Source organism: Neomelitea salexigens DSM 19753, assembly GCF_000422345.1.
Taxonomy (GTDB): domain Bacteria; phylum Pseudomonadota; class Gammaproteobacteria; order Pseudomonadales; family Spongiibacteraceae; genus Spongiibacter; species Spongiibacter marinus_A.
Window position 1 is genome coordinate 433,521 of the sequence record NZ_AULP01000002.1, and the last position, 22,279, is coordinate 455,799.

The window sequence follows — 22,279 nt, forward strand, 5'->3', positions numbered from 1 at the left end:
CGTGGCGCTGATCTAGCGCCAATGCAAACACGTATTTCGACTCATAAGAACGTGCGCAGAGGACGCTGCTATGGAAATTCCCCACCCGATTCAAATTGGTATCAGTGCTTGCCTGCTCGGCGACCAAGTTCGTTATGATGGCGGCCACAAGCGCCTCCCTTTTGCTACCGATGAGCTCAGCCGACACTTCGACTTTGTAAAAGTCTGTCCCGAGCAGGCCATCGGTATGGGCGTACCGCGCCCAACCATCCGCCTGGTCGGCGACCCGGAGAATCCGCGCTTACAGGGCAGCAAGGAAGGCCCGGATCTGGATGTCACCGAGAAAATGCAGGTTTTCGCCAGCGACACTGCCGCCAAGCTCGGACATATCAGTGGCTATATTTTTTGCGCCAAGTCACCCAGCTGCGGCATGGAGCGCGTTCCCGTTGTCTCTGAAACGGGTCAGGGCTTAGGCAAGGTCGGCGTAGGCATTTATGCTCGCAAGCTGATGGAAGCCTTGCCACTACTTCCCGTAGAGGAAAATGGCCGCTTGAACGACCTGCCCCTGCGAGAGAATTTTGTACTGCGCGTTATCGCTTACTCGCGCTGGCAGGCCATACAAGCAGAGGGGCTGACGGTGGCCGCACTGCAGGAATTCCATCGCCGGCATAAGTTTCTATTGCTCGCACACAACCAGTCTATCTATCGGCAGTTGGGGCCACTGGTCGCCGATACCCTTAGTGACAACCTAGAGAAAAGTGCCGACGAGTACATCCGCCGCTTTATGGACGCTCTGAAGAAACCCGCGAACCCCAAAAACCATCGCAACACGCTGATGCATATTCAGGGCTTTTTCAAAGACCACTTGGAAAAAGAGGACCGAGCACAACTAACCAAGGTGATTGAGGACTACTCCAACGGCCTGCTGCCACTGCTGGTGCCACTGGAGATGCTGGCCATGTTTTTGAAAAAGTACCAAGTCGACTACTTATTGGATCAATACTATTTCGATCCCTATCCGCGCGACCTTAAATTGCGGGTGGGCCTGTGACAGCACTGGCCTGGTTTCGCAACGACCTTCGCAGCCTCGACCACGCGGCTCTCAGCGCCGCAGTGGCAGCCAGCCCCTGCCGGGCCGTCTATTTCCTGTGCCCGGCGCAACTCGACGAACACGGCATCGCACCGATACGTCGCCACTATTTGCGCCGCGCATTGCAGGCCTTGGCGGAGCAGCTCGCCGCATTGGGAATACCCTTCGACATTATCGATGCCGCGCATTTTCGCCATGTTCCAAAGATGCTGGCGGACTACTGCCAGCAATACGGCATTGCACAAATATTCGCGCATGAAGAGCTACTGGTTGATGAAATGCAGCGCGATGCCGCCTGCAAGCAAGCGCTGCCGATTCCCCTTACCCTGCTTGATGACTGCCTCATTCACCCAAACCTGGGCACCAAAGACGATGGCAGCGCCTATAAAGTGTTTACGCCGTACTCGCGTCGTGCCCGCCAGCGCTTGCGCGAGCACTTCCCACGCGTATTGCCACGCCCTCCAGCGCAAGCGGCAGCTGCGGCGATCCCCCGCATCGAGGCCTTTGGCGAAGAACGCGACGCCAGTGACTGGCCAGTGTCAGAGAACGCGGTGCTTGAGCAGCTCCGTGAGTTCTGTAGTGAGCAAGCGCCAAGTTATAGCGACCAGCGCAATTTCCCCGCTATCGACGGCACCTCGCGCTTATCGGCGGCCTTAGCGCTAGGCGTGATCAGCCCCAGGCAATGTTTAGCGCGCCTGCAAATGGAGTGCGGCGAGGCCATGTGGGACGCGAAATCCAGCGCAGGCAACTGGTTTAATGAATTGCTGTGGCGCGAATTTTACCGCCAAGTGGCCTACCACTTCCCCCAGGTGGTTAAGGGGCGCGCCTTTCAAACTGACACCGAAAAATTGCGCTGGCGCAACAATCCCGAACACTTTGCCGCCTGGCAAGCGGGTGAGACCGGCTACCCAATAGTGGATGCTGGCATGCGCCAGCTCGCACAAACTGGCTGGATGCATAATCGTCTGCGCATGGTAACGGCCTCCTTTCTCTGCAAGCACTTACACATCGACTGGCGCTGGGGCGAGCGGCACTTTCTTGAGCAGCTTATCGACGCCGATTTCGCATCAAACAATGGCGGCTGGCAGTGGGCGGCCTCCACGGGCACCGATGCCGTGCCTTACTTCCGCATTTTTAATCCCACCACACAGAGTCAGCGCTTCGACGCCGATGGCGAGTTTATCAAGCAGTTTATTCCCGAACTGCGCGAGCTCTCCGGCAAGGCGCTGCACCAACCCAAAAATGTCGCCGGCTACCCCCAGGCGATTGTCGACCACAAAGAAAGTCGCGAAACCTGTTTAGCACTTTTTCAGGAAATTAGGGACTAAAGCCCGGCAAGCTCTGTTGAGACTTTAACGCTGGCGCCGTCACAGCGCGGTGTTCTATGCTAGATAAGCAACGACGACGCCACCATCGATTACCGGGAGAAGATGTGAAACTACTTCGACACAGTCTATTGATCGTTAGCGCCGCCATGAGTCTGTCGGCAGCCGCCATGTCCAATGCGCAAACGGTGAGCGAGGCGAAGACCGTCTTCGGCATCAGTGAGTATGTCTATATCGAAGAACTGGGGGTCCGCTACAAAGCCAAAATTGACACTGGCGCAGAGAGCGCCTCCATCAACGCCATTAACCCAAAAGTGAAGAAGGGGCGCGGCGACGAGCCCGACATGGTGCACTTCGATTTAGTACTGCCCAGTGGCGAGCTCAAGTCCGTTTCGCAGCCATTGGAGAAACACATCCGTATAATTCGGCGGGCTGGCGACATGGATGAGGACGACAAATACTATCACCGCCGCCCAGTACTTGAATTGACCCTGTGTATTGGCGGCGCCTCTCGTAAAGTTGAAGTGAACCTGGCCGATCGCCGGCAATTTTCAAAGGCCATGCTGATCGGCTCTGACCCATTGATTGCCTTCAACGCGATTGTCGACCCCAGCGAAAAATACCTTCAAGACAAAAACGCCTGTGCGAAAAAGGCAAAACATATCGATAAGGAGAGCGCCGAATGAAAGGCGTCAAACTGCACGTTAAAGTGCTTGCCGCAGCCTTGCTATTGCTAGGTGCGGCGGCCACGGCCTGGCAGATTTTTGCGTTGAACATTCCGGTCAGCGCGGAGACCACCGAGCCTGTTTGGGTTATCGACACCAAGATCAGCTTTAACGCGCGGGAAAAAACGCCGGTGAAGGTGCAGATGTATCTGCCTCCGAGCTGGAGCAAATTCATCACTCTTGATGAAAGCTTCATCGCTCGCAACTACGGGGTGAACATCGACGAATTGGAACAAAATCGCCGGGCGGTATGGTCAGCGCGGCGCGCTGAAGGTCAGCAGCAACTGTTCTACCGACTAATGCTGACCCAGCGCAGCAATACGCGCTTGTCCAATGAAGAACCCGGCCCCCAATTTCGCGAAAGCCCCAATCTCAAAGGTGTTGAAAAAGTGGCCGTTGAGGCCCTGCTAAAGCCCATTCGCGAGCACTCCGCCGATATCGAAACCTTTATTCGCGAAGCCATTAAGCTGATTAACGACAGCAACAACGACAACGCGCGGCTGTTGCTGCGCAATGACTATTCTCAGCTGAGTAAGTCCCGCGTACTTGAGCTGTTGCTGTCTTCGGCCCACATTCCCGTGGAGCAGGTACATACCCTGCGCCTGTTGAGCAGCGGCACCCAGCAGCCCGAGCTGTGGATGCGCAGCTATAACGGTCAACGCTGGTTGTACTTCAACACCGAGACCGGTGTTTTCGGCCTGCCCGATGACCGAATTGTGTGGTGGACGGGACGCGACCCGCTGGTAAAAGTCGACGGCGGCAGGCAGGTTAAGGTGGAGATTAATTCCACTCGGCAAACCATGAACTCAATCATGCTGGCACAGAGCATTAATGAAAGTCGTCAGGAAAACAGCTGGGCGCTGTCAATGTACAGCCTGCCGCTGCAATCCCAACAGACCTTTGAAATTATTCTGATGATCCCCATTGGGGTGATGCTGATCCTGTTCCTGCGCAACATTGTCGGCATCGAAACACTGGGCACCTTCACACCCGTATTAATCGGCTTGGCCTTCAGAGAAACGCAGGTGGTGTGGGGGATCATTCTCTTCACGACCATTTCCGCCCTCGGCCTGGGGCTGCGCTCCTACTTAGAACACCTCCACCTGCAGTTACTTTCGCGGCTATCGGTCGTGCTGACCTTCGTCGTCATTGTGATGGCGCTGATCAGTGTGCTCGGCCACCAACTGGGGCTCGACCGCGGGCTGTCGATTGCGTTGTTCCCAATGGTGATCCTGACCATGTCGATAGAGCGGCTGTCGATCGTCTGGGAAGAGCGGGGCGGACTGCACAGTCTAAAAGTGGGCATCGGCACCCTGATTGCCGCTACGCTGGCCCACTTGATGATGAGCTACGCGCCGTGGATTTATTTCGTGTTCACCTTCCCCGGCGTGTTATTGATGCTAATGGCCATTATGCTGGCTATGGGCCACTACCGAGGCTATCGCATCAGCGAGTTATTCCGCTTTAAAGCAATGCTTAAGGACGGCCAATGACCTCGCTACTTAAAACCTGGAAGACCCTTCGCGAGAAGGGGATTATGGGCATCAATGAACGCAACTCCGACTATGTGTTGCGCTACAACGCTCGCCACCTTTACCCCTTGGTTGACGACAAAATTCTCACCAAGCAAAAGGCGATAGACAACGGCATTCATGTGCCACCCATGTACGGCATCATTGATTCCGAGAAACAAATTAGTCAGATTCGCGACATTATCGGCAGCCACCGTGACTTCGTCATCAAGCCGTCTCAGGGTGCTGGCGGCGATGGCATTATGGTGATCGCCGATCAATTCGAGGGCTATTACCGCAGCGCCGGAGGCCGCTTACTCAGCCTTGAGGATATTGAGTTCCACCTGTCGGGCATACTCTCGGGAATCTATTCCCTCGGTGGCCATCGCGATCGCGCGCTAATCGAGTACCGCGTGATCCCGGACCCCATCTTCAGTGCCATCAGCTACGAGGGCGTGCCAGATATTCGCATCATCGTGCTAAAGGGCTATCCCGTTCTGGCGATGCTGCGCCTGCCAACCCGCCAGTCTGGCGGCAAGGCCAACCTCCACCAAGGGGCCATTGGCGTCGGCGTTGACCTGGCCACCGGCATCACCCTCGACGGCACCTGGCTCAACAAAAAGATTCAAACCCACCCCGACACCACCAACCCCGTTCGCGGGGTTGAACTGCCATTTTGGGAGGGCTTTATTTCCCTGGCAACGCGCTGCTATGAACTTACCGGCCTGGGTTATATCGGTGTTGATATGGTGCTGGATAAGGACCTGGGCCCTATGATGTTAGAGCTCAACGCGCGGCCGGGGCTCAACATTCAAATCGCCAATGACACCGGCCTGTCGGCGCGCTGCCAAGCCGTCGAAGCCGAGATAGAGCGCCTGGAGAAACAGGGAGTTAACGCGCCAACACCCGACCAGCGCCTGGCGTTCTGCCAAAACACCTTTGCCAATGCCGAGTGCGCCGCCCTGGCGAAAGAACTCGCCGAGCAGCGCGCTGCACAAGAGGCGGCCGATGAAGAAGCGGCCCTCCGTGCAGCAAGCAAACCCGGCGCAGACGACCCATCGGTCGATGCCGGCATTCGCGTGCCCCAGTCAGGCAATCCACCGCCGGCCCAACAGTAGGGGCCATCGGCCCCTATGCAACCGCCTGCTCTAGAATCTCGCGGCTTTCCTTCGGCGTGATGGCGCGATTTTCGCCCAGCTTGACCATGCCGTGCGCTTCCAGCTGCGCGACAATCGCATCGATCGCCGCCGCTTTATCACCGCCGTGTTCGGTAAGTTGGGTGGCCACGCCTAGGCTGTGATAGAAGTCTTCGATCGCATCAATGCAGCGCTCCGCGAGATCTGCAGACGCAGTCAAACCAAAAACATTGCGCGCCATTTGCTCAAGCTTTTCGCGCTTCACCGCAATTTGATGGCGCAGCAGTGACGGCTGGACAATCGCCAATGAACGGCCGTGATCCACCCCATAGAGTGCGGTGAGTTCATGGCCAATCATATGGGTTGCCCAGTCCTGCGGGACACCGCTGCCAATAAAACCATTCAACGCTTGGTTGGCAGCCAGCATCAAGTTGGCCCGCCAGCTGTCATCATCGCGCTCAGCGTAACGCTCGCCCAGGCTTTTAAGCGTTCTGAGCAGTGCTTCCGCATAGCCTTCCTGAACCATTGCCTCGGTGGGCAGGGTCAGATATTGCTCACACGTATGCACCCAGGCATCGACCAGGCCATTGGCAAGCTGGCGCTCAGGGAGCGTCTTCATCACATCTGGGTCGAGCACGGCAAAACCGGGCTGAACCGCTGGCGACATGAAATTCAACTTATCGCGGGTCGCCTTCTTGGTGATCACCGAACCACCGTTAGACTCTGAGCCTGTCGCAGGCAGGGTCAATACGGCGCCAATTGGCAGCGCCTGTTTTACGCGGTGTTTGCCCAGCAAGATATCCCAGCCCTCACCATCATACAGTGCGGCGGCGGCAACATATTTAGCGCCGTCAATAACCGAGCCGCCGCCCACAGCCAGAATATAATCCAGACCACTGTCTTTTACTTGAGCAACCGCTTTGTCCAAGGTCTCAACCGTCGGGTTGGGTTCGACCCCGGCGAACTCCTGCCACTGATGCTCAGCTAAGGCGCTAACCACCTGCTCATACACACCGTTGTTCTTTATCGAGCCACCGCCATAGAGCAGCAAAACCTTGCAATCAGCGGGAATAGCGTCGGCAATACGGGCAATCTGGCCCTGACCAAAATGAATTTGAGTTGGGTTCACAAACGAAAATTTCATACTAAACCTCATTGATAACACAGGGAGTCGCGCCAACAACAGCGCCACAATGCAATGTACAATACGAGCTATTAATGGGAATAAAAACCGCAATTACTGGATTTTATTTGCCTATTCCTGCCAAAATGCAAAAAACACCCCACAAGCAATCATTCTATGAATACGATTCGCGAGCTGCTTCAGCGCTATATCAGCAGTCAATCACTGGATACATTGGAAGGCAGCCTTAGCACGATCATTCCCGGTGTTCACATCTACCGAGCAAGCCGCGGCAGCCCCCGCCAGCCCTTTGTGTATCAGTCTGGCATTATCGTGATGGCCCAAGGCCGCAAACGCATTCATCTCAATGGCCAGCAGGTAGACTACGGCCCCGGCCGCTACTTGGTGCAAGGTGTGCCGCTGCCACTCGAGTGCGAAGCACATAGCGACGGCAACTTACCCTTGCTGGGCATATCCATCAGCATTAATCCCGCATTGCTCCAGGAGCTCATTGACGTCACACCCAGCCTCGGTCAAAAACGCGGCGATAATGGCGACTGCGGCCTGAGCTCCGACCGTTTGAGTCCGAATATGAACGACACGCTAAAACGCTTGCTTGAGGCCCTGCTTAGCCCTCAGGACGCACAGGTTCTGGGGCCGGCAATTGTTCGAGAGTTTATCTACCGAATACTGATTGGCCCGAAGGGGCATGTACTCACCGAGCTTGCCCAACACGACGGCCACTACGCACGCGTGGCACGGGTATTGGTGCATATGCACTGGCATTATGCCGAAGACCTGAATGTCGATGCCCTGTCTGACTATGCGGGAATGAGCCCCTCGAGTTTTCATCGCGCCTTCCGCCAGGTGACCCGAGAAACCCCCCTTCAGTACTTAAAGAAGCTGCGCCTAAGCAAGGCGAAAGAGCTGATGGCCACCGAGGGACGGCGCGCAAATGAAGCCGCAGTACTGGTCGGTTACCGCAGCCCCTCGCAATTCAGCCGCGAATTCAAGCGCCACTTTCAGCAGGCACCGGCGCGTATGGTCAGCCAACGGCCGGTATAGCGATACAAGCTACCGAGGGCGCAGCCCGGTTTTTTCGACGCGCTGTGATTTACTGAATATCACCAGCGCCAAGCCACCAATAATTGCCGCCGACACCAGCAAAAAATGCAGGGTGAAGGGCTCGGCAAGTAGCAAAATGCCGCCCAATGCCGTCATTAACGGCACGCTCAGCTGGACACTTGCCGCCGTTGTCGCCCTGAGCGCTGGCAGTGCGGAATACCATACGATATAGCCCAGCGCCGAAGCGCCGGCTCCGGATAGCAGGGCGTGTACAACACCCTCTGCGCCTAACCGCGGCGGCTCAACGGCCCACATCGCCAGACTAAGAAGCGCGGCGAATGGCAGAGAGTAGAGGAAGTTGTGCGCCGAGATCACGCGCGGATCGCCCACCCTTCGCCCCAACAAAGAGTAGACTCCCCACGCCGCGCCAGAGATCAACATAATGAGGTAAGCCAGCAGCGACGGTGCGCCCTCTAATGCACCTGTGGCACTGGGCAGCATGAGTGCCAACAGGCCACCGTAGGCAAGGAGCAGGCCCAGCCATTGCAAACCGTTAAAGCGCTCCCCGCGGTAGAAGCCGTAGCCGATCATCACCGTTTGCACCGCGGCAAATAGAATCAGGGCACCCGCGCCAGCGGATACTCGAGCGTAGGCATAGGAAAACGCCGCGGCATACGCAAACAATACAAAACCGGAGATAACGCGCGCGGATACCGGGGGAGAGACGTCGCGATGGGGAATGTTGCGCACCGCAATAATCGCCCACAACATAGCGGCGCCCGACAGCAGGCGCAGCGCTGTAAAACTGGCCGCATCTATCGTGCCGCCCAACAGCGCTGCACGACAAATAAGCGCATTGCCGGTAAAGGCCAACATCGACAGGGCGGTGAAAACAGCGATACGAAGTGGCGACATAAAACGGTCCACAAGGCGCGGGAAAGAAAGAGTATGAAGGGGCGTTTCGCTGATGCATAGGCGACGTTAGTCGCTACATAACCGCGTCGCTAAGCCAGCGCGACTGGGCCGCGCTGGCGGGGTCAAACTAACTTGCGGAAGCGCTTAGCGGGCGGCGCGCTCTTGCTCAATAAGCTGCTCAGCCACCTTCAACATATTAGCTTTGCTGCCTGCTGCGCGGCCAGTAACCCGGTATTTGCCATTGACGATCAACTCCGGGGTACCCGCGATACCGTAACTACGCGCACGGGAATCGGCTTGCCGTACCTGGCTCTTCACACCAAAGGAGTCAAAGGTTTTACGAAAGGTCTCGGCATCAATATTGCTGTGCTCAAGAAACAGTTTTTCAATCGCATCGCGATTTCGCAGCGGGTTTTTCTTAAGGTTGATCTCGTCAAACAGCGGCTCGTGCACCTGGTCGAGAATGTTCAGCGCTTTGGCGGTATAAAAGGCCTGAGCGTGCAGCACCATTAAGTCGTTCCACATTGCCGGTGACTGCACAAACGCCACATCCTCAGGCAACTGTTTCGCCCACGCGCTCACCATAGGCTCGAAGTCAAAACAGTGGCTACAGCCGTACCAAAACACTTCCACGACTTCGATTTTATTCGCATCGGACGTGCGTACCGGCTGGGCAATACGAACAAAGCCTTCGCCGTTGACCGCTGTGGCTGGCGGCGCGGTGCGCGTTTCAGCCGTCGTTTTAGCAGCAACCTGGGCGGCCTGCCCCCCTGTCGCATCACCGTTGCTACAGGCCGATACCAGCAGCGCCATCATGCCAAACAGATACATTGAGATGTGTTTCTTCATCATTCCCATCCTAATTACTTATGCGAGTCGAGTGCGATGCCGATAGAGTGTATCAGACACGCCAACGCCTGTGCGGTTCCTACAGCTCAACAATTCAGCGGCGAAAAAAAAGGCGGCTATTGCCGCCTTTCACAAGCTCTGCACACCTTAGTTATGCAGACCTTGAATGAAGTTTGAGACCGCTTCAATCTCGGCATCGCTCATTTTGAACGCGATCATGCGCATGGTCTTCGCTTCGCCGTCATTGTCGCGACCTTCGCGTCCATCCATTGCTGCACGGAACGCCTTCAGCTGCGCTGCGGTGTAGTCAGCGTATTGGCCACTCAATTTTGGGAAGCCTGCTGCTGCCATACCTGCACCCGTAGGAGAGTGACAAGCGGAGCACGCTGGAATACCGCGCTCGGCAATACCGCCACGGTAAATCGCTTCGCCTTTCTTAACCAGCGCCGGGTCCGCTTGGCCAACAGAGCCAGTCTGGCTCGCGTAGTAAGCGGCGATGTCGGCAATGTCCTGATCGCTCAGGTTGTCAGTCTGGCCGGCCATCATTGGCACAGGACGCGCACCCGACTTGATGTCATGAATTTGCTTGATCAGGTAACGCTCACCCTGGCCAGCCAATTTAGGAAAGGTGGGTGCCGGGCTGTTGCCGTCTTGACCGTGACAGGCGGCGCATGAGGCAGATTTTGACTTACCGGCAGCAGCGTTACCTTCCACAGCCACCGCAACATTACTCAGCAGCAGGGAAGCAAGAAAAACTAGCAAAGGTTTGTTCATGATCACTTACTCTTTAAAAACAGAAGTTCTAGCGCGCCTTACTTGGCCGTCGCCATATACTCAATTAGCGCTTGGAAGTCGGCATCGCTGCAATCAAAGCACAAACCCATCGGCGGCATAGTGTTAAAGCCTTCACGAGCGTGTTTTACGAGCGTTTCCATTCCCTTTTCCAAACGCGGAGTCCAGGCGGCAACATCACCAGTTTTAGGCGCACCATTGGCACCAAAACCGTGGCAGGCGTAACAGGACTTCTTGTAACGCGCCTCGACATCGGCGTTGGCACTAGCGGCTACGCTGGTAATGGCAAGAAGTACTGCGAATAAGCATTTTTTCATGGTTTACCCTCTCTTCTGACCGGCGCCCGCGGTGAAAGCTGCGACACGCTGGGTGATGACCCCCAGTAAAAACTGCGGCATTATACACAACAAGCCCGAGTCTGGGCCATTTTTTGGCCCCCCTAGACTTGCTATGCACCGCAATACTCCCCCGGATATTTTATGCCCAAGGCCAATTCTGTTAATTACCGCCGCGCCGTCTACATGAAAAGTGCACCCAAACTTGCCCAATGCCCGGAAGACAGCGGCGCGGAGGTCGCATTTGCCGGCCGTTCGAACGCCGGCAAGTCGAGCGCCATTAATCGCTTGACGGAAAACAGCAAGATGGCCAAGACCAGTAAAACACCAGGCCGTACCCAGCTTATCAACTTTTTCTCTGTGAACGAACAAGACAGCATGCGACTTGTTGACCTACCCGGCTACGGCTTCGCCAAAGTGCCACTAAAGGTGAAGCAAGAATGGGAACGCAACCTGGAGTATTACCTGCAGCACCGCCAATCGCTGCGCGGCCTGGTGCTTATGATGGATATTCGCCACCCGCTCACCGACTTCGACACCACTATGCTGAATTGGGCCCACCAAGCGGGGATGCCAGTGCGCATCCTGTTGACTAAGGCCGACAAACTCAAGCGCGGGCCGGCAATGTCGACCCTGCTGCAAGTGCGAAAAGCCCTGCAGCCCTACGGTGGGCTGGTAAACGCGCAGCTGTTTTCAGCACCGCGTGGCGACGGCCTGGATGACCTTCGCGAACAGCTCGATGTATGGCTAACGGCTCGCTTTGAAGAAGACGAGGAGCTCGACGGCCAGGACTGAGACGCGGCGCTAGTGCGCCTCATCCCAGTTGTCGCCACTGCCCACTCCTACCTCTAACGGTATAGCCAACTCGGCAGCGCTCTCCATCAACGCGACAACACGCTCCTGAACGCTATCGAGCTGATCCTCGGCAACCTCAAGAATCAGTTCGTCGTGAACCTGCATAATCATTTTCGCGTCGGGCTGTTGCTCACTCAGATAGGCATCCACGGCAATCATTGCCCGCTTGATAATATCGGCAGCCGTGCCTTGCATGGGGGCATTGATTGCCGTGCGCTCGGCAGCCTGACGCCGCTGGCCATTGCGCGCATTAATTTCCGGCAGGTGCAGGCGGCGGCCGAACAGGGTTTCCACATAGCCCTTTTCCGCCGCGAGCGCGCGGGTATTGTCCATATATTCCCTGACCCCCGGGTAGCGCTCGAAGTAGAGGTCGATATATTGCTGGGCCTCGTTGCGCCCGATATGGAGCTGGCGCCCCAAGCCAAAGGCCGACATGCCGTAGATCAGCCCAAAGTTAATGGCTTTGGCGTTGCGGCGCTGCTCATCACTCACCGCGTCTAACTCCACACCGAATACCTCAGCAGCCGTGGCGCGGTGAATGTCCTCGCCATTTTTAAAGGCGTTGATCAGGCCCTCGTCACCAGAGAGGTGGGCCATAATGCGAAGCTCAATTTGCGAATAGTCCGCCGCCAGTATCTTGTACCCCTGCGGCGCAACGAAGGCCTTTCTTATCCGGCGGCCTTCAGCACTGCGAATGGGAATGTTCTGCAGGTTAGGGTCTGACGACGACAAACGCCCGGTGGCGGCAACAGCCTGATGGTAGGAGGTATGCACGCGCCCGGTTTGCGGGTCGATCAATTGCGGCAACTTGTCGGTATACGTCGACTTCAGCTTCGCCAAACCTCGGTAATCGAGAATAACTTGCGGCAGGGGGTAATCGTGAGCCAGCTCAACGAGCACTTCTTCGGCCGTAGACGGCGCGCCCTTTGGCGTTTTGCGGATAACGGGGATTTCCAATCGTTCAAACAGAATTTCACCCAGCTGCTTGGGCGAGGACAAATTAAACTCACCACCGGCAATGTCGTAGGCTTGCTGCTCCAGCTGCTTGAGCTTGTCGGCAATCTCCATGCTCTGCACCGCCAACATGTCTCGGCTGATCAGGGCGCCGTTGCGCTCTATCCGTGACAGTACTGCCACCAGCGGCAACTCAATGTCCCGGTACACCGAAACTAGGGCTAGCGCCTCGCTGAGCTTGGGCGCCAAGGCCTGATGCAAGCATAGGGTGATGTCGGCATCCTCAGCGGCGTAGGGGCCGGCTTGCTCGAGAGCGATTTGATTAAAACTAAGCTGCTTAGCGCCTTTGCCAGCAATGTCTTCAAAGTGGATGGTTGATTGGCCCAAGTATTTCAACGCCAGGCTATCCATATCGTGACGGCTGCCCGTGGAATCCAGCACATACGACTCAAGCATGGTGTCTTCGGCGATACCCCGCAGGGTAATGCCGTGGTTCGCCAAGACATTCGCATCGTACTTAAGATTTTGTCCCAGCTTGGCGACATTTTCATCTTCCAACAAGGGCTTTAGGGCCCCGAGCACGCGCTCTTCACTGAGCTGCGTTGGAGCGTCGATATAGTCGTGACCAAAGGGCACATAGGCCGCCTCACCCGGCTCAATGGCAAAAGACACCCCAACCACCCGCGCCTGCATATAATTCAGGCTGGTTGTCTCGGTATCGAAAGCGAACAATGCCGCTGCGCTCAGTCGATCCAGCCACTGCTGAAAACTCTCTTCGTCGAGAATAACGCTGTACTGCTTCTCCGAGGAGGGGTTACCAGGCTGATCGTCGCCTCCCTCGGCAGCCCCCTCATTGCGCTGCAGCTCGTCGACCCAACCTTTAAATTCCATATCGCGAAACAGCGCCAATAACTGCTCATTGTCGACGCTACCCGGCTGAAGATCCGCCACCGCAACATCGAGCGCCACATCGCACTTAATAGTCGCCAACTCATAGGACAATTCAGCCGCCTCGCGCGACGCCTCTAACTTTTTCGCTAGGCTCTTGGCGCCGCGAATGGATAGGTCCGCAACCTCATCTAGCCGAGCATAGATATCTTTTATGCCTCCCAGGGCTTGCAGCAGGGCCAGGGCGGTTTTTTCGCCAACGCCGGCCACACCGGGAATATTGTCAACTTTATCCCCCATTAGCGCGAGATAGTCGATAATCAACGACGGTGGAATACCAAATTTTTCGGCGACGGCAGCCTCATCCATTTTGGTATCGGTCATGGTATTCACCAGCGTGACATGGGCATTCACTAGCTGCGCCATATCCTTATCTCCGGTCGACACCACTACCGGCCGGTCCGCGCCGGCCTGGGCCGCCAGGGTGCCAATCACGTCGTCGGCTTCTACACCATCGATCACCAGTCTCGGCAGCCCCATGGCGTCGACAATGTCGTGAATAGGTTGAATTTGCGCCCGCAAGTCGTCCGGCATAGGCGGGCGGTTGGCCTTGTAGTCGCTGTACATGTCGTCGCGAAAGGTTTTGCCCTTGGCGTCAAATACCACGGCAATGGGGCTATCGGGGTAATCCTTCTGCAGGCGGCGCAACATGCTGATAACACCTTTCACCGCCCCCGTTGGCTGTCCTTTGGAGTTAGTTAGTGGAGGCAGAGCGTGGAAAGCCCGGTATAAATAAGAGGAACCGTCTACCAAAACAAGGGGAGATGTCGCAGTCATTGTCGAAATATTCATTGCCAGCCGAAGAAGCCGCGAGTGTATCACGAAGCCAGAAATCGAGTGACCCACACAGCCGGCCAGAGTGTTACCGAAAACTTCCCCAGGTAACACCCCAACACCCCCATGAACAGTGCATTACGCAAATATGAACAAAATTTAAGCACATTGAACCATCGGCAATGTGTTACCTTACGTAACACAAGGTGACAACAGCATCTTGTTCCGGGGCAACAGCGCCCCACAGAGGAGAAAGAGAGATGAAAAAGCTAAGCAGCGCAGTACTACTTTTGATTGCCAGCACCGCAGCGTTTGCCGCTGACGAGGACACGGCGTCGGGCGCGCCGCTGGTATTAGCCTACAGTGAAGCCACCGCGAGCTATGCACCGGAGAATACGACTGTTAACAACACCGTTAATGCCGAACGCGTACTGGCAAACACACTGGATGTGGTCTCAGCCTCACTGAGCGTAGCACTGGACAACTTCGAAGCGCCGTCACTGCCTGGCGCAAAAAGCCTCGACCAGTAAACGCTAAGGGCTTGCGACCAGACAGCTCGCAAATGCCTCTCCAAGCTGGCGGTAAAAGCCGATAAAGCCGCCAGCTGTCGTGATATCACCCGCCATCGGGTCTAGCTCGACAACTGGCACGTCCAGTCCCTGCGTCAACACCCTCAACATCGCGGCAGGATATTGCGGTTCGCGAAACACACACTGTATCTCGCCCGCCTGCAATTGCTCGCGCAACTCGGCCAGGTGCCGCGCACCCGCCATACGGCCCTCACCACCCGACAATACCTGCCCGCCACGCAAATCATAGCGAGCCTCAAAACGGGAAAAGCCGTCATGCAAAAACAGATAGCGCCGATCACTTGCTCGCTGCAAGCGAGACGCTAATGACTTGTCATACAGGCGCAGGGCAGAGGTGAGGCGCGCCGCGTTGGCATGGAAGTAGGCGCTGCGACTGGGCATCCGATCTGACAGCAGCTTAGCGATGCGCCGCGCCATATAGTGAATTTGCTCAACATCCAGCCAGTAATGAGCATCAACATCACCGGGCTGATCATCCGGATACAGAGCAACCGCATGGTCAAAGCGGCGGATCGGCTTGCTGAGGTAGTGCTCCAACGCGGGCCCAAACCACAGCACCATATCCGCTTTTGCCAAACGGCCGAGATCAGAGCTGCGTAACTGAAAATCGTGAGGTGACGTCGTGGCAGACTGCAGCAACGCAACCTCGGCGGCATCGCCGGCAATATCGGCCACCAACAACTGCAGCGGCTTAACGGTAGTCATCAGTTGCAAGGACGACGCGTAAGCCGGCACAGAAATACAGCAAAAACACAGCAATATCAGCCAGCAGCGGCGCATGATCGACAGTAACCTCAACGTCAGGTGGTGTAACAGAAAGAAAATTGAAATATTATAACATTATTATTTCTACTAGGTGCTGACCAATGCCTACCGAGGCACCCGAGCAACATCACAACCATCAACATTGCATTGATGAGGCCCTGCAGCGTGCGCGCCAGATATGTGCCGACCGCGGAGCACGACTCACGCCGATTCGCGAGCATGTTCTCAGCCTGATCTGGGATAGCCACAAACCGGTGGGCGCCTATAGCTTGCTGGAGTCGCTCGATGCGCAAAGCGAGCGTCGCAGCACGCCCCCTACCGTCTATCGCGCCTTGGATTTTTTACTAGAGCAGGGGCTTGTCCACCGCATTGCGTCGCTCAACGCCTTTGTCGGCTGCGCGGATCCAAGCCATCGACACTCCGGGCACTTCCTCATTTGCCGACACTGCAATACCGCCATTGAACTCGACGCCGAGGCGATCGATAGCGCTATCCGCCAAGCCGCTGAAGGGCGCGGATTCCAGGCAGAAGAGCAGTGCGTAGAGGTCGTCGGCAGCTGCCAGCGCTGCCAGGAGCAACCCGAGAGTGAGTGACAGCCGACTTCTGCAGCTTGAAAAGGTGTCGCTCAGCCTCCGCCAGCAAACCCTGCTGTCAGAGATCGATCTGAACCTGGCAAGACGCGAAATCATGACAATTATCGGCCCGAATGGCGCCGGTAAAAGTACCCTGCTGCGCATCGCCTTGGGCCTCCAACGCCCCGATAGTGGCACCGTGACGCGCGCCCCAGGCCTGCGCATTGGCTACATGCCGCAGCGCCTGAGCATCAACCCACTGATGCCGATCAGCGTCAGTCGCTTCTTACGCATGTCGCAGCAGCGGCGCTGCAGCATCAAGCAAGCGCTGTCCCGCACGGGCATTGCCCACCTGGCTGACCGGCCACTCCACGATATTTCCGGCGGTGAGACTCAACGCGTACTGCTTAGCCGCGCGTTGCTTGCCGAGCCCGAACTACTGGTACTCGACGAGCCCGCTCAAGGGGTGGATATTACCGGCCAAACCGAACTCTATGAGTTGATCGGCGAGTTGCGAGATCAGCTGGGCTGCGCGGTGTTGATGGTCTCTCACGACCTTCACTGGGTGATGGCCCAGACCGACACCGTTATTTGCCTCAATCAGCACGTTTGCTGCCACGGGCACCCAGAGACGGTCAGCAATGATCCGGCTTATCTATCACTTTTCGGTCGTCGTCACGCAGAGGCCATTGCCCTCTATCAACACGACCACGATCACCGCCACGACATGCATGGCGAAGTTGTAAGGGAGAAGGGCGGCGGCCCCTGCCATCATGACTGATATTTTACTCAACGCACTGGCGGCCGGACTGATATTGGCGCTGGTGTGCGGCCCCCTTGGCACGCTGGTCACCTGGCAGCGCATGGCCTACTTTGGCGACACTCTTGCGCACTCGGCACTATTGGGGCTCGCGCTCGGCTTAAGCTGGCAAATACGCTTGGAGTGGGCGGTGTTACTCGCCTGCACCGGCATCGCCGTGCTGCTGTTCGCCCTGCAGTTATGGCGCGACACCGCCCTGGACAGCTTACTGGGCATTCTCTCCCACACCAGCCTGGCACTGGGCTTGGTAGCGCTGTCATTTATGGATGGCCCGGCATTTGATCTCAATAGCTTTTTATTCGGCGACTTGCTGGCGGTAATGCCGGAAGATTTGCGCTTACTGGCGGGCATCGCCACCGTTGTATTGCTATTACTGGGCTGCTACTGGCGCGGCCTGGTGGCGGTAATCGCTCACGCCGAGTTAGCGGCTGTAGAGGGCCGAAATGTGAACGCCCTGCGCCTTTTGTTGATGCTGCTGATTGCCGCAACCGTCGCGGTCGCGATGAAGGTTGTCGGTGTGCTGCTCATCACCGCGATGCTCATTATTCCCGCGTCGGCGGCGGGCAGATTATCCCGAAGCCCTGAGCAGTGTGCGGTAATTGCGATTTTATGCGGCGTCGCAGCGGTGGCCTCAGGGCTGGCAGCTGCTTGGACGTGGGACAGCCCAGGCGGGCCAAGCGTTGTCTTGTGCGCAGCACTTATCTTCGTTGCGGCGCAGTTTAGCCGCGGCTTTCGTCAGGCATAAAAAAACGCCGACTCGCGGCGTTTTTAGCGCTTTTGCTTCTACCCTAATAATGCTCGCGGATCGTCAGGAAGCTGCGCTTCATCTTACTGATGTCTAGCGGCGCCCTGAAAAAGCCAAGGGAATGCCCCTGAGGATTGACTAAGGCAACGTTGGCGCTGTGATCCACCATGTAATCGTCACCGCCGCCCGGCACTTTGGCGAAGGGGATATTCAACGCCGTGGCAAAACGGTGGATCTCGAGAAAATCCCCTGTGATCCCGCGAAATGACGGATGAAAAAACGCTAAGTAGCTGCGCATTTGCTCGGGCGTATCCCGGGCCGGATCAACACTGGCCAGCCAAATTTGAGTGTTCGCCTGAACGTCCGGTTCCAGCTCCTGATATAGCAGCTTGAGCTGGGCCAGGGTGGTGGGGCAGATATCAGGGCAGTAAGTAAAACCGAAGAAAATCAGATTCCACTGGCCTTTGAGGGCCTCCGGGGTCAGCGTTTTCCCCTGTTCATCGAGCAAACTAAACCCGGGAATCATGCGCGGGTTCTCATAGAGGTAGGCCCCCTGATCACGCAGCTCGTCCTTGCTCATCACCCGTGCTTTGGTGAAGGCGTAAAAGAAACCTGCAACCAAGCTGCCGGCAATCAGCAGAATAACTAAAACTGTTAGACGTATGCCGCGCCGCTGCTTATTTGTCGCTTCCGCGGCCTCACTCATAGCCAGACACCTCGTAAATGATCGTTGCGGGCAGCATATAATGGTCCAACAACATAACAATAAACAGGGCCATCAAGTAAATAATGGAGTACTTGAAGGTCGCCATCGGCGCTTTCGGGTCATTGCCGCGCAGCAGCACGATAGCCCAGTAAATAAAGCCGGCACCCAGACAGATCGCCCCCAACAGGTACAACATGCCGCTCATTCCAGTGGCGAAAGGTAGCAGCGTGACCACGAACAACAACAGGGTGTAGAGCAGGGTATGCAATTTGGTGTAACCAATGCCGTGGGTCACCGGCAGCATGGGGATATCGACCTTAGCGTAATCATCGCGCCGGTGGATCGCTAGCGCCCAGAAGTGTGGCGGCGTCCACACAAAGATAATCAGCACCAGCAGCAGAGCATGCCCGTGAATCTCACCGGTAACCGCCGTCCAGCCCAGTAGCGGCGGCGCCGCACCAGCAATACCACCGATGACAATATTTTGTGGTGTCGCACGCTTTAAATACAGGGTATACACCACGGCGTAACCGAGCAGCGAGGCGAGGGTCAACCAAGCCGTCAGGGCATTGATCTCAACTAACAGGATCGCCATTCCTGCAACCCCAAGAACCGCAGCAAAGATCGCCGCATTAACCGTTTTCAAACGCCCCTGCGCAATCGGACGGTTGTGGGTGCGCGCCATAATGAGATCGATACGGCGATCCACCAAATGATTGACCGCCGCCGCGGCCGCCGCGCACAAGCCAATACCCAGGTTGCCAAACACCAACACCCGCCATGGCACCATGCCGGGGACCGCCATAAACATACCGATGATCGATGTCAGCAGCATGAGAAAGACGACATTCGGCTTACACAGCTCGTAGTAATCGCGCCAACTCACCGCCGACGATTGCGGCTCGGCCTCGGCGACATTTTCCCGGCTCATACTCGTACACCCCCACGGTTTACCGTTGCGGTAAACACGCAATAATTCATTGTCACCATTACCAATAACAGTAGCGCGCCGACTAGGTTATGCGTCACCGCCACAGCAATGGGGAAGTTAAATACTATATTGCTAATACCCAAAAGCACCTGGGCAACGAGCACGGCAAGCATTACCACCGACAGACGTTTCGCAGGCGCCGTCGCCAAGCCGCGCAGTTTCACAAACAAAAACAGCAAGTACAGGCTCGTTATGAGCGCGCCGATGCGATGGCTGACATGGATGGCCACCCGCGCGTCGTTGTCCAGCACGCCACCGAGGTAGTTCGGCCCAACCTGCTGAGCGATATTAAAGCCGTTGGCAAAGTCCATCGGCGGCAACCACGCACCCTGGCAGCGCGGAAAGTCGGGGCAGGCAATGTCGGCGTAATTGGAAGTGGTCCAGCCACCGAGCGCGATTTGGCCGACAACAATCAGCAGCCCGACAACAACCAAAGGCCGCAGTGCGGTCAGCTTTGGCTCAACAATAGCAGGCAATTGCCAGCGCTGATTATTTAATCGCAGGGTAAGCAGCCACAATAAACTGATGGTTGTGAAACCGCCCAGCAGGTGGGCAGTGACCACTTGCGGCCACAGTTTCAGCGTCACCGTCCACATGCCGAACATGCCCTGCAAGATGATGAAGGCCAGCAGAAAAACCGGCAGTTTCAGGGGCTGCTCTGGGCCACGGTTGCGCAGCGCAAACACTAGGATGCCAATGGTGAACAATCCCAGGCTCGTCGCTAAATAACGGTGCACCATCTCCGGCCAGGTCTTGTCGTGCTCCACTGGCATTTCCGGGTAGGCTTCATTCGCGCGAGCAACTTCGTGGTCTTCGGTCGGCCATAACACGTGACCATAGCAACCCGGCCAATCGGGGCAACCCAAGCCGGCGTCAGCCAAACGGGTAAACACCCCCATGCCCAACACAATAATGGCAACCAAGCAGGCACTGAATGCCAGACGAAATCCGGGCTTACGCAAATCGGGACTATTAAACAGCGTCATCTATCTCTCTACCAATCTGTTTTGTATTCGCCAGCACCGCACTACTTAAGCAAGCGGCGCATGTCTTTGAGCACGTCCTTGCCCAGGGTTGTTAACGTTTCCGTGGTGGTATCCTCCGCACGGTAGACCATCATCACCCACCCCAGCGGATCGACAACGTAGAAGCTGTGCTTGTCCAGTGGCGAAGTCGGCAATGCCGAAAAGGCCTTGAGGAAGCGACTACCATCAACATTTACTACTGTGATGTCACTGTGCTCTTGTTCGATAAAATCGCGAAGCTGTGGCGACAACGGGCCTTCAGTAGCAAGGTAGACGCGCTCGACCCGGTCCGTTTTCTTGCCCAAGGCCACATGTGTCTGCCGCGTTAAATACAGCATGCGCTCGCAAGCGCCCTGGCACTCGCGACCACCGACAACCATAAACACCCAACGCGACTCGGCGGTGTCAAACAGGTATTCGCTGCCATCAACGCGGGTCGGCGTTAATTCGCTAAGCTGCACCGGCGGTTGAATTAAGCTACCGCGATTGACCGTGCCAAAATCCAATACTCGCTTTTGCGCCAACAAAAACATTACGCTGGACACGGCAATAACCAGCACCGGAATGGCAAGAATTAGCGCAACCTGCTTTTTACTACCTGAAGGCAGCTCCGACGTCATGATTTTCCCTCTTGTTTTAAACGCTGTTTAATTACCGCCAGCACATTGCTGTTGCGAATCAAAAATATCACCGCCAACATCGCCGCCATCGCAAACCACTGCACGGCATAGCCGTGGTGCTTTTGTGGCGAAACATTTATCAGCACACGATCTGTACGTAGCGCAGCCGGGCTGCGTTCACTCAGGCGCATTACCGTCGGTATTACACCATCTATTTCCTGCGCGACCTCATCGGCATCGAACCACTGTTGGCGCCGCGGCCACGTTGTCGGCGACTCTTCTCCTAAGCTGAACGGCTCTTCCAGCGATTTGTATAGCTCACCCTGTAGACGAAGCTTGCCCTCAGGCCACGTAATCTGCGGCAAGGTTTGGCGGCTCGGATCAGCAGCAATCCAGCCCCGTTCGACAAGAACTTTACGTCCATCAGCCAAATTCAGGAGCGCGATTATCTCATAACCGAATTGCCCCTGCCTGATTCGATTGTCCAATAACCAGTATCGTTGGGTGTCAAATTGTCCCAGGGCAAAAACCGGACGGTAATTCGGGTAGTCGTCAAGCGCGGCGATATCCACTGCGGCTTGTTGTCGACGCTCCTGAGCGGCTGCCAATAGCTGTTGCTTCTCGTCGGCACGCTGCAGCTGCCAAAAGCCCAACCGTATCGTCAGGGGCAGGGCCAACAAGATAACGATCAAAGACTTCCAGTCGAGCGACCATTGCAAAGGCGTGCGCGTGTGAGGCATGTCGAGATTCCGATTGTGTATACTGCGGCAAACGCTATGGGAGAGTTCTAATGTGGTTAAAAGTCGTCATTGTAGTGCTATTTATTGCACTGTGTTTCAGCCTGTTCAGTGGCCTGTTTTTTCTATTTAAAGACCGGGGCACGACGATGCGCACCTGGCAGTCACTGAGCGTACGCCTCGCGATTGCGACGCTGCTGATGGGCTTTCTATTTTACGGGGTGTATACCGGCCAACTTGGCTCAAAGGCTCCCTGGGATCAGCGCTACCTGGATGACGGCCGCGCCACACGCTAAGCACCACATAAAAAAACGGCCGGAAACGCCTATTTG

At 56.3% G+C, this 22,279-nt stretch carries 24 protein-coding genes; 12 read left to right on the top strand and 12 right to left on the bottom strand.

What is annotated here, in order from left to right; all coding sequences use genetic code 11:
- Positions 1-70 precede the first annotated feature (70 nt).
- The 5 genes from H573_RS0105385 (at position 71) to H573_RS17160 (ending at position 5,748) form a co-directional block, all read left to right on the top strand.
- On the top strand, positions 71-1,030 hold the full coding sequence (locus tag H573_RS0105385; RefSeq protein WP_027873366.1) for a YbgA family protein: 960 nt from the start codon (positions 71-73) through the stop codon (positions 1,028-1,030).
- Positions 1,027-2,397 carry a deoxyribodipyrimidine photo-lyase gene (phrB, locus tag H573_RS0105390; protein WP_027873367.1) on the top strand — a complete coding sequence of 457 codons (1,371 nt, stop codon included), beginning with the start codon at positions 1,027-1,029 and terminating at the stop codon, positions 2,395-2,397. Before H573_RS0105385 ends, phrB begins: the two co-directional genes overlap by 4 nt.
- A 104-nt stretch (positions 2,398-2,501) precedes the next feature.
- Positions 2,502-3,080, top strand: coding sequence for an ATP-dependent zinc protease family protein (locus H573_RS0105395; RefSeq protein WP_161624241.1), 579 nt, complete (start codon positions 2,502-2,504; stop codon positions 3,078-3,080).
- On the top strand, positions 3,077-4,612 hold the full coding sequence (locus tag H573_RS0105400; RefSeq protein ID WP_027873369.1) for an inactive transglutaminase family protein: 1,536 nt from the start codon (positions 3,077-3,079) through the stop codon (positions 4,610-4,612). The genes H573_RS0105395 and H573_RS0105400 overlap by 4 nt, the downstream gene beginning before the upstream one ends.
- Positions 4,609-5,748: an alpha-L-glutamate ligase-like protein gene (locus H573_RS17160; protein WP_084497935.1), complete on the top strand. Its 1,140-nt coding sequence runs from the start codon at positions 4,609-4,611 to the stop codon at positions 5,746-5,748. The genes H573_RS0105400 and H573_RS17160 overlap by 4 nt, the downstream gene beginning before the upstream one ends.
- Positions 5,749-5,761: 13 nt before the next feature.
- Here H573_RS17160 and H573_RS0105410 read toward each other — a convergent pair whose 3' ends face one another.
- The gene (locus H573_RS0105410; protein WP_027873370.1) at positions 5,762-6,910 is read right to left on the bottom strand and encodes an iron-containing alcohol dehydrogenase; all 1,149 of its coding nucleotides are present in this window, start codon (positions 6,908-6,910) and stop codon (positions 5,762-5,764) included.
- Between the two features lie 156 nt (positions 6,911-7,066).
- Between H573_RS0105410 and H573_RS0105415 the strand changes: the two genes are divergently transcribed.
- Positions 7,067-7,954 carry an AraC family transcriptional regulator gene (locus tag H573_RS0105415; protein WP_027873371.1) on the top strand — a complete coding sequence of 296 codons (888 nt, stop codon included), beginning with the start codon at positions 7,067-7,069 and terminating at the stop codon, positions 7,952-7,954.
- A 9-nt stretch (positions 7,955-7,963) separates the two neighbouring features.
- On the opposite strand, the gene H573_RS0105420 is transcribed toward H573_RS0105415, so the two are convergent.
- From H573_RS0105420 to H573_RS0105435, 4 genes are all read right to left on the bottom strand, one after another.
- Positions 7,964-8,869, bottom strand: coding sequence for a DMT family transporter (locus H573_RS0105420; RefSeq protein WP_027873372.1), 906 nt, complete (start codon positions 8,867-8,869; stop codon positions 7,964-7,966).
- A 144-nt stretch (positions 8,870-9,013) separates the two neighbouring features.
- Entirely contained in the window at positions 9,014-9,721 is a 708-nt protein-coding gene (locus H573_RS0105425) for a thiol:disulfide interchange protein DsbA/DsbL (protein WP_027873373.1), read from the bottom strand.
- Between the two features lie 144 nt (positions 9,722-9,865).
- Positions 9,866-10,492, bottom strand: coding sequence for a c-type cytochrome (locus H573_RS0105430; protein WP_027873374.1), 627 nt, complete (start codon positions 10,490-10,492; stop codon positions 9,866-9,868).
- Positions 10,493-10,530: 38 nt separating this feature from the next.
- Complete coding sequence (locus tag H573_RS0105435; protein ID WP_027873375.1) at positions 10,531-10,827, bottom strand: c-type cytochrome; 297 nt, start codon at positions 10,825-10,827, stop codon at positions 10,531-10,533.
- A 162-nt stretch (positions 10,828-10,989) separates the two neighbouring features.
- Here H573_RS0105435 and yihA point away from each other — a divergent pair, with 162 nt between their 5' ends.
- Complete coding sequence (gene yihA / locus H573_RS0105440; protein ID WP_027873376.1) at positions 10,990-11,640, top strand: ribosome biogenesis GTP-binding protein YihA/YsxC; 651 nt, start codon at positions 10,990-10,992, stop codon at positions 11,638-11,640.
- A gap of 9 nt (positions 11,641-11,649) precedes the next feature.
- On the opposite strand, the gene polA is transcribed toward yihA, so the two are convergent.
- Positions 11,650-14,379: a DNA polymerase I gene (gene polA, locus H573_RS0105445; RefSeq protein WP_027873377.1), complete on the bottom strand. Its 2,730-nt coding sequence runs from the start codon at positions 14,377-14,379 to the stop codon at positions 11,650-11,652.
- Positions 14,380-14,636: 257 nt separating this feature from the next.
- Between polA and H573_RS0105450 the strand changes: the two genes are divergently transcribed.
- On the top strand, positions 14,637-14,906 hold the full coding sequence (locus tag H573_RS0105450) for a hypothetical protein (RefSeq protein WP_027873378.1): 270 nt from the start codon (positions 14,637-14,639) through the stop codon (positions 14,904-14,906).
- 3 nt (positions 14,907-14,909) lie between these two features.
- Here the strand turns inward: H573_RS0105450 and H573_RS0105455 are convergent, their stop codons facing one another.
- Positions 14,910-15,746: a metal ABC transporter solute-binding protein, Zn/Mn family gene (locus H573_RS0105455; RefSeq protein ID WP_027873379.1), complete on the bottom strand. Its 837-nt coding sequence runs from the start codon at positions 15,744-15,746 to the stop codon at positions 14,910-14,912.
- Between the two features lie 86 nt (positions 15,747-15,832).
- On the opposite strand from H573_RS0105455, the gene H573_RS0105460 reads away from it, so the two are divergent.
- The 3 genes from H573_RS0105460 to H573_RS0105470 are packed head-to-tail and all read left to right on the top strand — an operon-like array spanning position 15,833 to position 17,868.
- The gene (locus H573_RS0105460) at positions 15,833-16,324 is read left to right on the top strand and encodes a Fur family transcriptional regulator (RefSeq protein ID WP_027873380.1); all 492 of its coding nucleotides are present in this window, start codon (positions 15,833-15,835) and stop codon (positions 16,322-16,324) included.
- Positions 16,317-17,084, top strand: a complete 768-nt coding sequence (znuC, locus tag H573_RS17165) for a zinc ABC transporter ATP-binding protein ZnuC (protein ID WP_036255770.1) — start codon at positions 16,317-16,319, stop codon at positions 17,082-17,084. Before H573_RS0105460 ends, znuC begins: the two co-directional genes overlap by 8 nt.
- Complete coding sequence (locus H573_RS0105470; protein ID WP_027873381.1) at positions 17,077-17,868, top strand: metal ABC transporter permease; 792 nt, start codon at positions 17,077-17,079, stop codon at positions 17,866-17,868. Before znuC ends, H573_RS0105470 begins: the two co-directional genes overlap by 8 nt.
- 43 nt (positions 17,869-17,911) lie before the next feature.
- On the opposite strand, the gene H573_RS0105475 is transcribed toward H573_RS0105470, so the two are convergent.
- The 5 genes from H573_RS0105475 to H573_RS0105495 are packed head-to-tail and all read right to left on the bottom strand — an operon-like array spanning position 17,912 to position 21,950.
- Positions 17,912-18,574, bottom strand: a complete 663-nt coding sequence (locus H573_RS0105475; RefSeq protein ID WP_027873382.1) for an SCO family protein — start codon at positions 18,572-18,574, stop codon at positions 17,912-17,914.
- Positions 18,567-19,505, bottom strand: a complete 939-nt coding sequence (gene cyoE, locus H573_RS0105480) for a heme o synthase (protein ID WP_027873383.1) — start codon at positions 19,503-19,505, stop codon at positions 18,567-18,569. The genes H573_RS0105475 and cyoE overlap by 8 nt, the downstream gene beginning before the upstream one ends.
- The gene (locus H573_RS17170; protein ID WP_051171036.1) at positions 19,502-20,551 is read right to left on the bottom strand and encodes a COX15/CtaA family protein; all 1,050 of its coding nucleotides are present in this window, start codon (positions 20,549-20,551) and stop codon (positions 19,502-19,504) included. Before H573_RS17170 ends, cyoE begins: the two co-directional genes overlap by 4 nt.
- Positions 20,552-20,592: 41 nt before the next feature.
- Positions 20,593-21,210 carry a hypothetical protein gene (locus tag H573_RS0105490; protein ID WP_036255773.1) on the bottom strand — a complete coding sequence of 206 codons (618 nt, stop codon included), beginning with the start codon at positions 21,208-21,210 and terminating at the stop codon, positions 20,593-20,595.
- A complete protein-coding gene (locus H573_RS0105495; RefSeq protein WP_051171037.1) occupies positions 21,207-21,950 on the bottom strand; it encodes an SURF1 family protein in 744 nt (247 codons plus the stop codon). The genes H573_RS0105490 and H573_RS0105495 overlap by 4 nt, the downstream gene beginning before the upstream one ends.
- A gap of 50 nt (positions 21,951-22,000) precedes the next feature.
- Between H573_RS0105495 and H573_RS0105500 the strand changes: the two genes are divergently transcribed.
- Complete coding sequence (locus tag H573_RS0105500) at positions 22,001-22,243, top strand: DUF2909 domain-containing protein (protein WP_027873386.1); 243 nt, start codon at positions 22,001-22,003, stop codon at positions 22,241-22,243.
- Positions 22,244-22,279 lie beyond the last annotated feature (36 nt).

What these genes read in the sequence shown, in the direction of transcription:
- H573_RS0105435 (WP_027873375.1), bottom strand. Translation starts at nt 10,827, where the DNA reads ATGAAAAAATGCTTATTCGCAGTACTTCTTGCCATTACCAGCGTAGCC.
- H573_RS0105470 (WP_027873381.1), top strand. Translation starts at nt 17,077, where the DNA reads ATGACTGATATTTTACTCAACGCACTGGCGGCCGGACTGATATTGGCG.
- H573_RS0105495 (WP_051171037.1), bottom strand. Translation starts at nt 21,950, where the DNA reads ATGCCTCACACGCGCACGCCTTTGCAATGGTCGCTCGACTGGAAGTCT.
- H573_RS0105410 (WP_027873370.1), bottom strand. Translation starts at nt 6,910, where the DNA reads ATGAAATTTTCGTTTGTGAACCCAACTCAAATTCATTTTGGTCAGGGC.
- H573_RS0105420 (WP_027873372.1), bottom strand. Translation starts at nt 8,869, where the DNA reads ATGTCGCCACTTCGTATCGCTGTTTTCACCGCCCTGTCGATGTTGGCC.
- H573_RS0105400 (WP_027873369.1), top strand. Translation starts at nt 3,077, where the DNA reads ATGAAAGGCGTCAAACTGCACGTTAAAGTGCTTGCCGCAGCCTTGCTA.
- H573_RS0105385 (WP_027873366.1), top strand. Translation starts at nt 71, where the DNA reads ATGGAAATTCCCCACCCGATTCAAATTGGTATCAGTGCTTGCCTGCTC.
- polA (WP_027873377.1), bottom strand. Translation starts at nt 14,379, where the DNA reads ATGACTGCGACATCTCCCCTTGTTTTGGTAGACGGTTCCTCTTATTTA.
- H573_RS0105455 (WP_027873379.1), bottom strand. Translation starts at nt 15,746, where the DNA reads ATGCGCCGCTGCTGGCTGATATTGCTGTGTTTTTGCTGTATTTCTGTG.
- H573_RS17170 (WP_051171036.1), bottom strand. Translation starts at nt 20,551, where the DNA reads ATGACGCTGTTTAATAGTCCCGATTTGCGTAAGCCCGGATTTCGTCTG.
- yihA (WP_027873376.1), top strand. Translation starts at nt 10,990, where the DNA reads ATGCCCAAGGCCAATTCTGTTAATTACCGCCGCGCCGTCTACATGAAA.
- H573_RS17160 (WP_084497935.1), top strand. Translation starts at nt 4,609, where the DNA reads ATGACCTCGCTACTTAAAACCTGGAAGACCCTTCGCGAGAAGGGGATT.
- H573_RS0105415 (WP_027873371.1), top strand. Translation starts at nt 7,067, where the DNA reads ATGAATACGATTCGCGAGCTGCTTCAGCGCTATATCAGCAGTCAATCA.
- H573_RS0105490 (WP_036255773.1), bottom strand. Translation starts at nt 21,210, where the DNA reads ATGACGTCGGAGCTGCCTTCAGGTAGTAAAAAGCAGGTTGCGCTAATT.
- H573_RS0105475 (WP_027873382.1), bottom strand. Translation starts at nt 18,574, where the DNA reads ATGAGTGAGGCCGCGGAAGCGACAAATAAGCAGCGGCGCGGCATACGT.
- cyoE (WP_027873383.1), bottom strand. Translation starts at nt 19,505, where the DNA reads ATGAGCCGGGAAAATGTCGCCGAGGCCGAGCCGCAATCGTCGGCGGTG.
- H573_RS0105500 (WP_027873386.1), top strand. Translation starts at nt 22,001, where the DNA reads ATGTGGTTAAAAGTCGTCATTGTAGTGCTATTTATTGCACTGTGTTTC.
- H573_RS0105425 (WP_027873373.1), bottom strand. Translation starts at nt 9,721, where the DNA reads ATGATGAAGAAACACATCTCAATGTATCTGTTTGGCATGATGGCGCTG.
- H573_RS0105460 (WP_027873380.1), top strand. Translation starts at nt 15,833, where the DNA reads ATGCCTACCGAGGCACCCGAGCAACATCACAACCATCAACATTGCATT.
- H573_RS0105450 (WP_027873378.1), top strand. Translation starts at nt 14,637, where the DNA reads ATGAAAAAGCTAAGCAGCGCAGTACTACTTTTGATTGCCAGCACCGCA.
- H573_RS0105430 (WP_027873374.1), bottom strand. Translation starts at nt 10,492, where the DNA reads ATGAACAAACCTTTGCTAGTTTTTCTTGCTTCCCTGCTGCTGAGTAAT.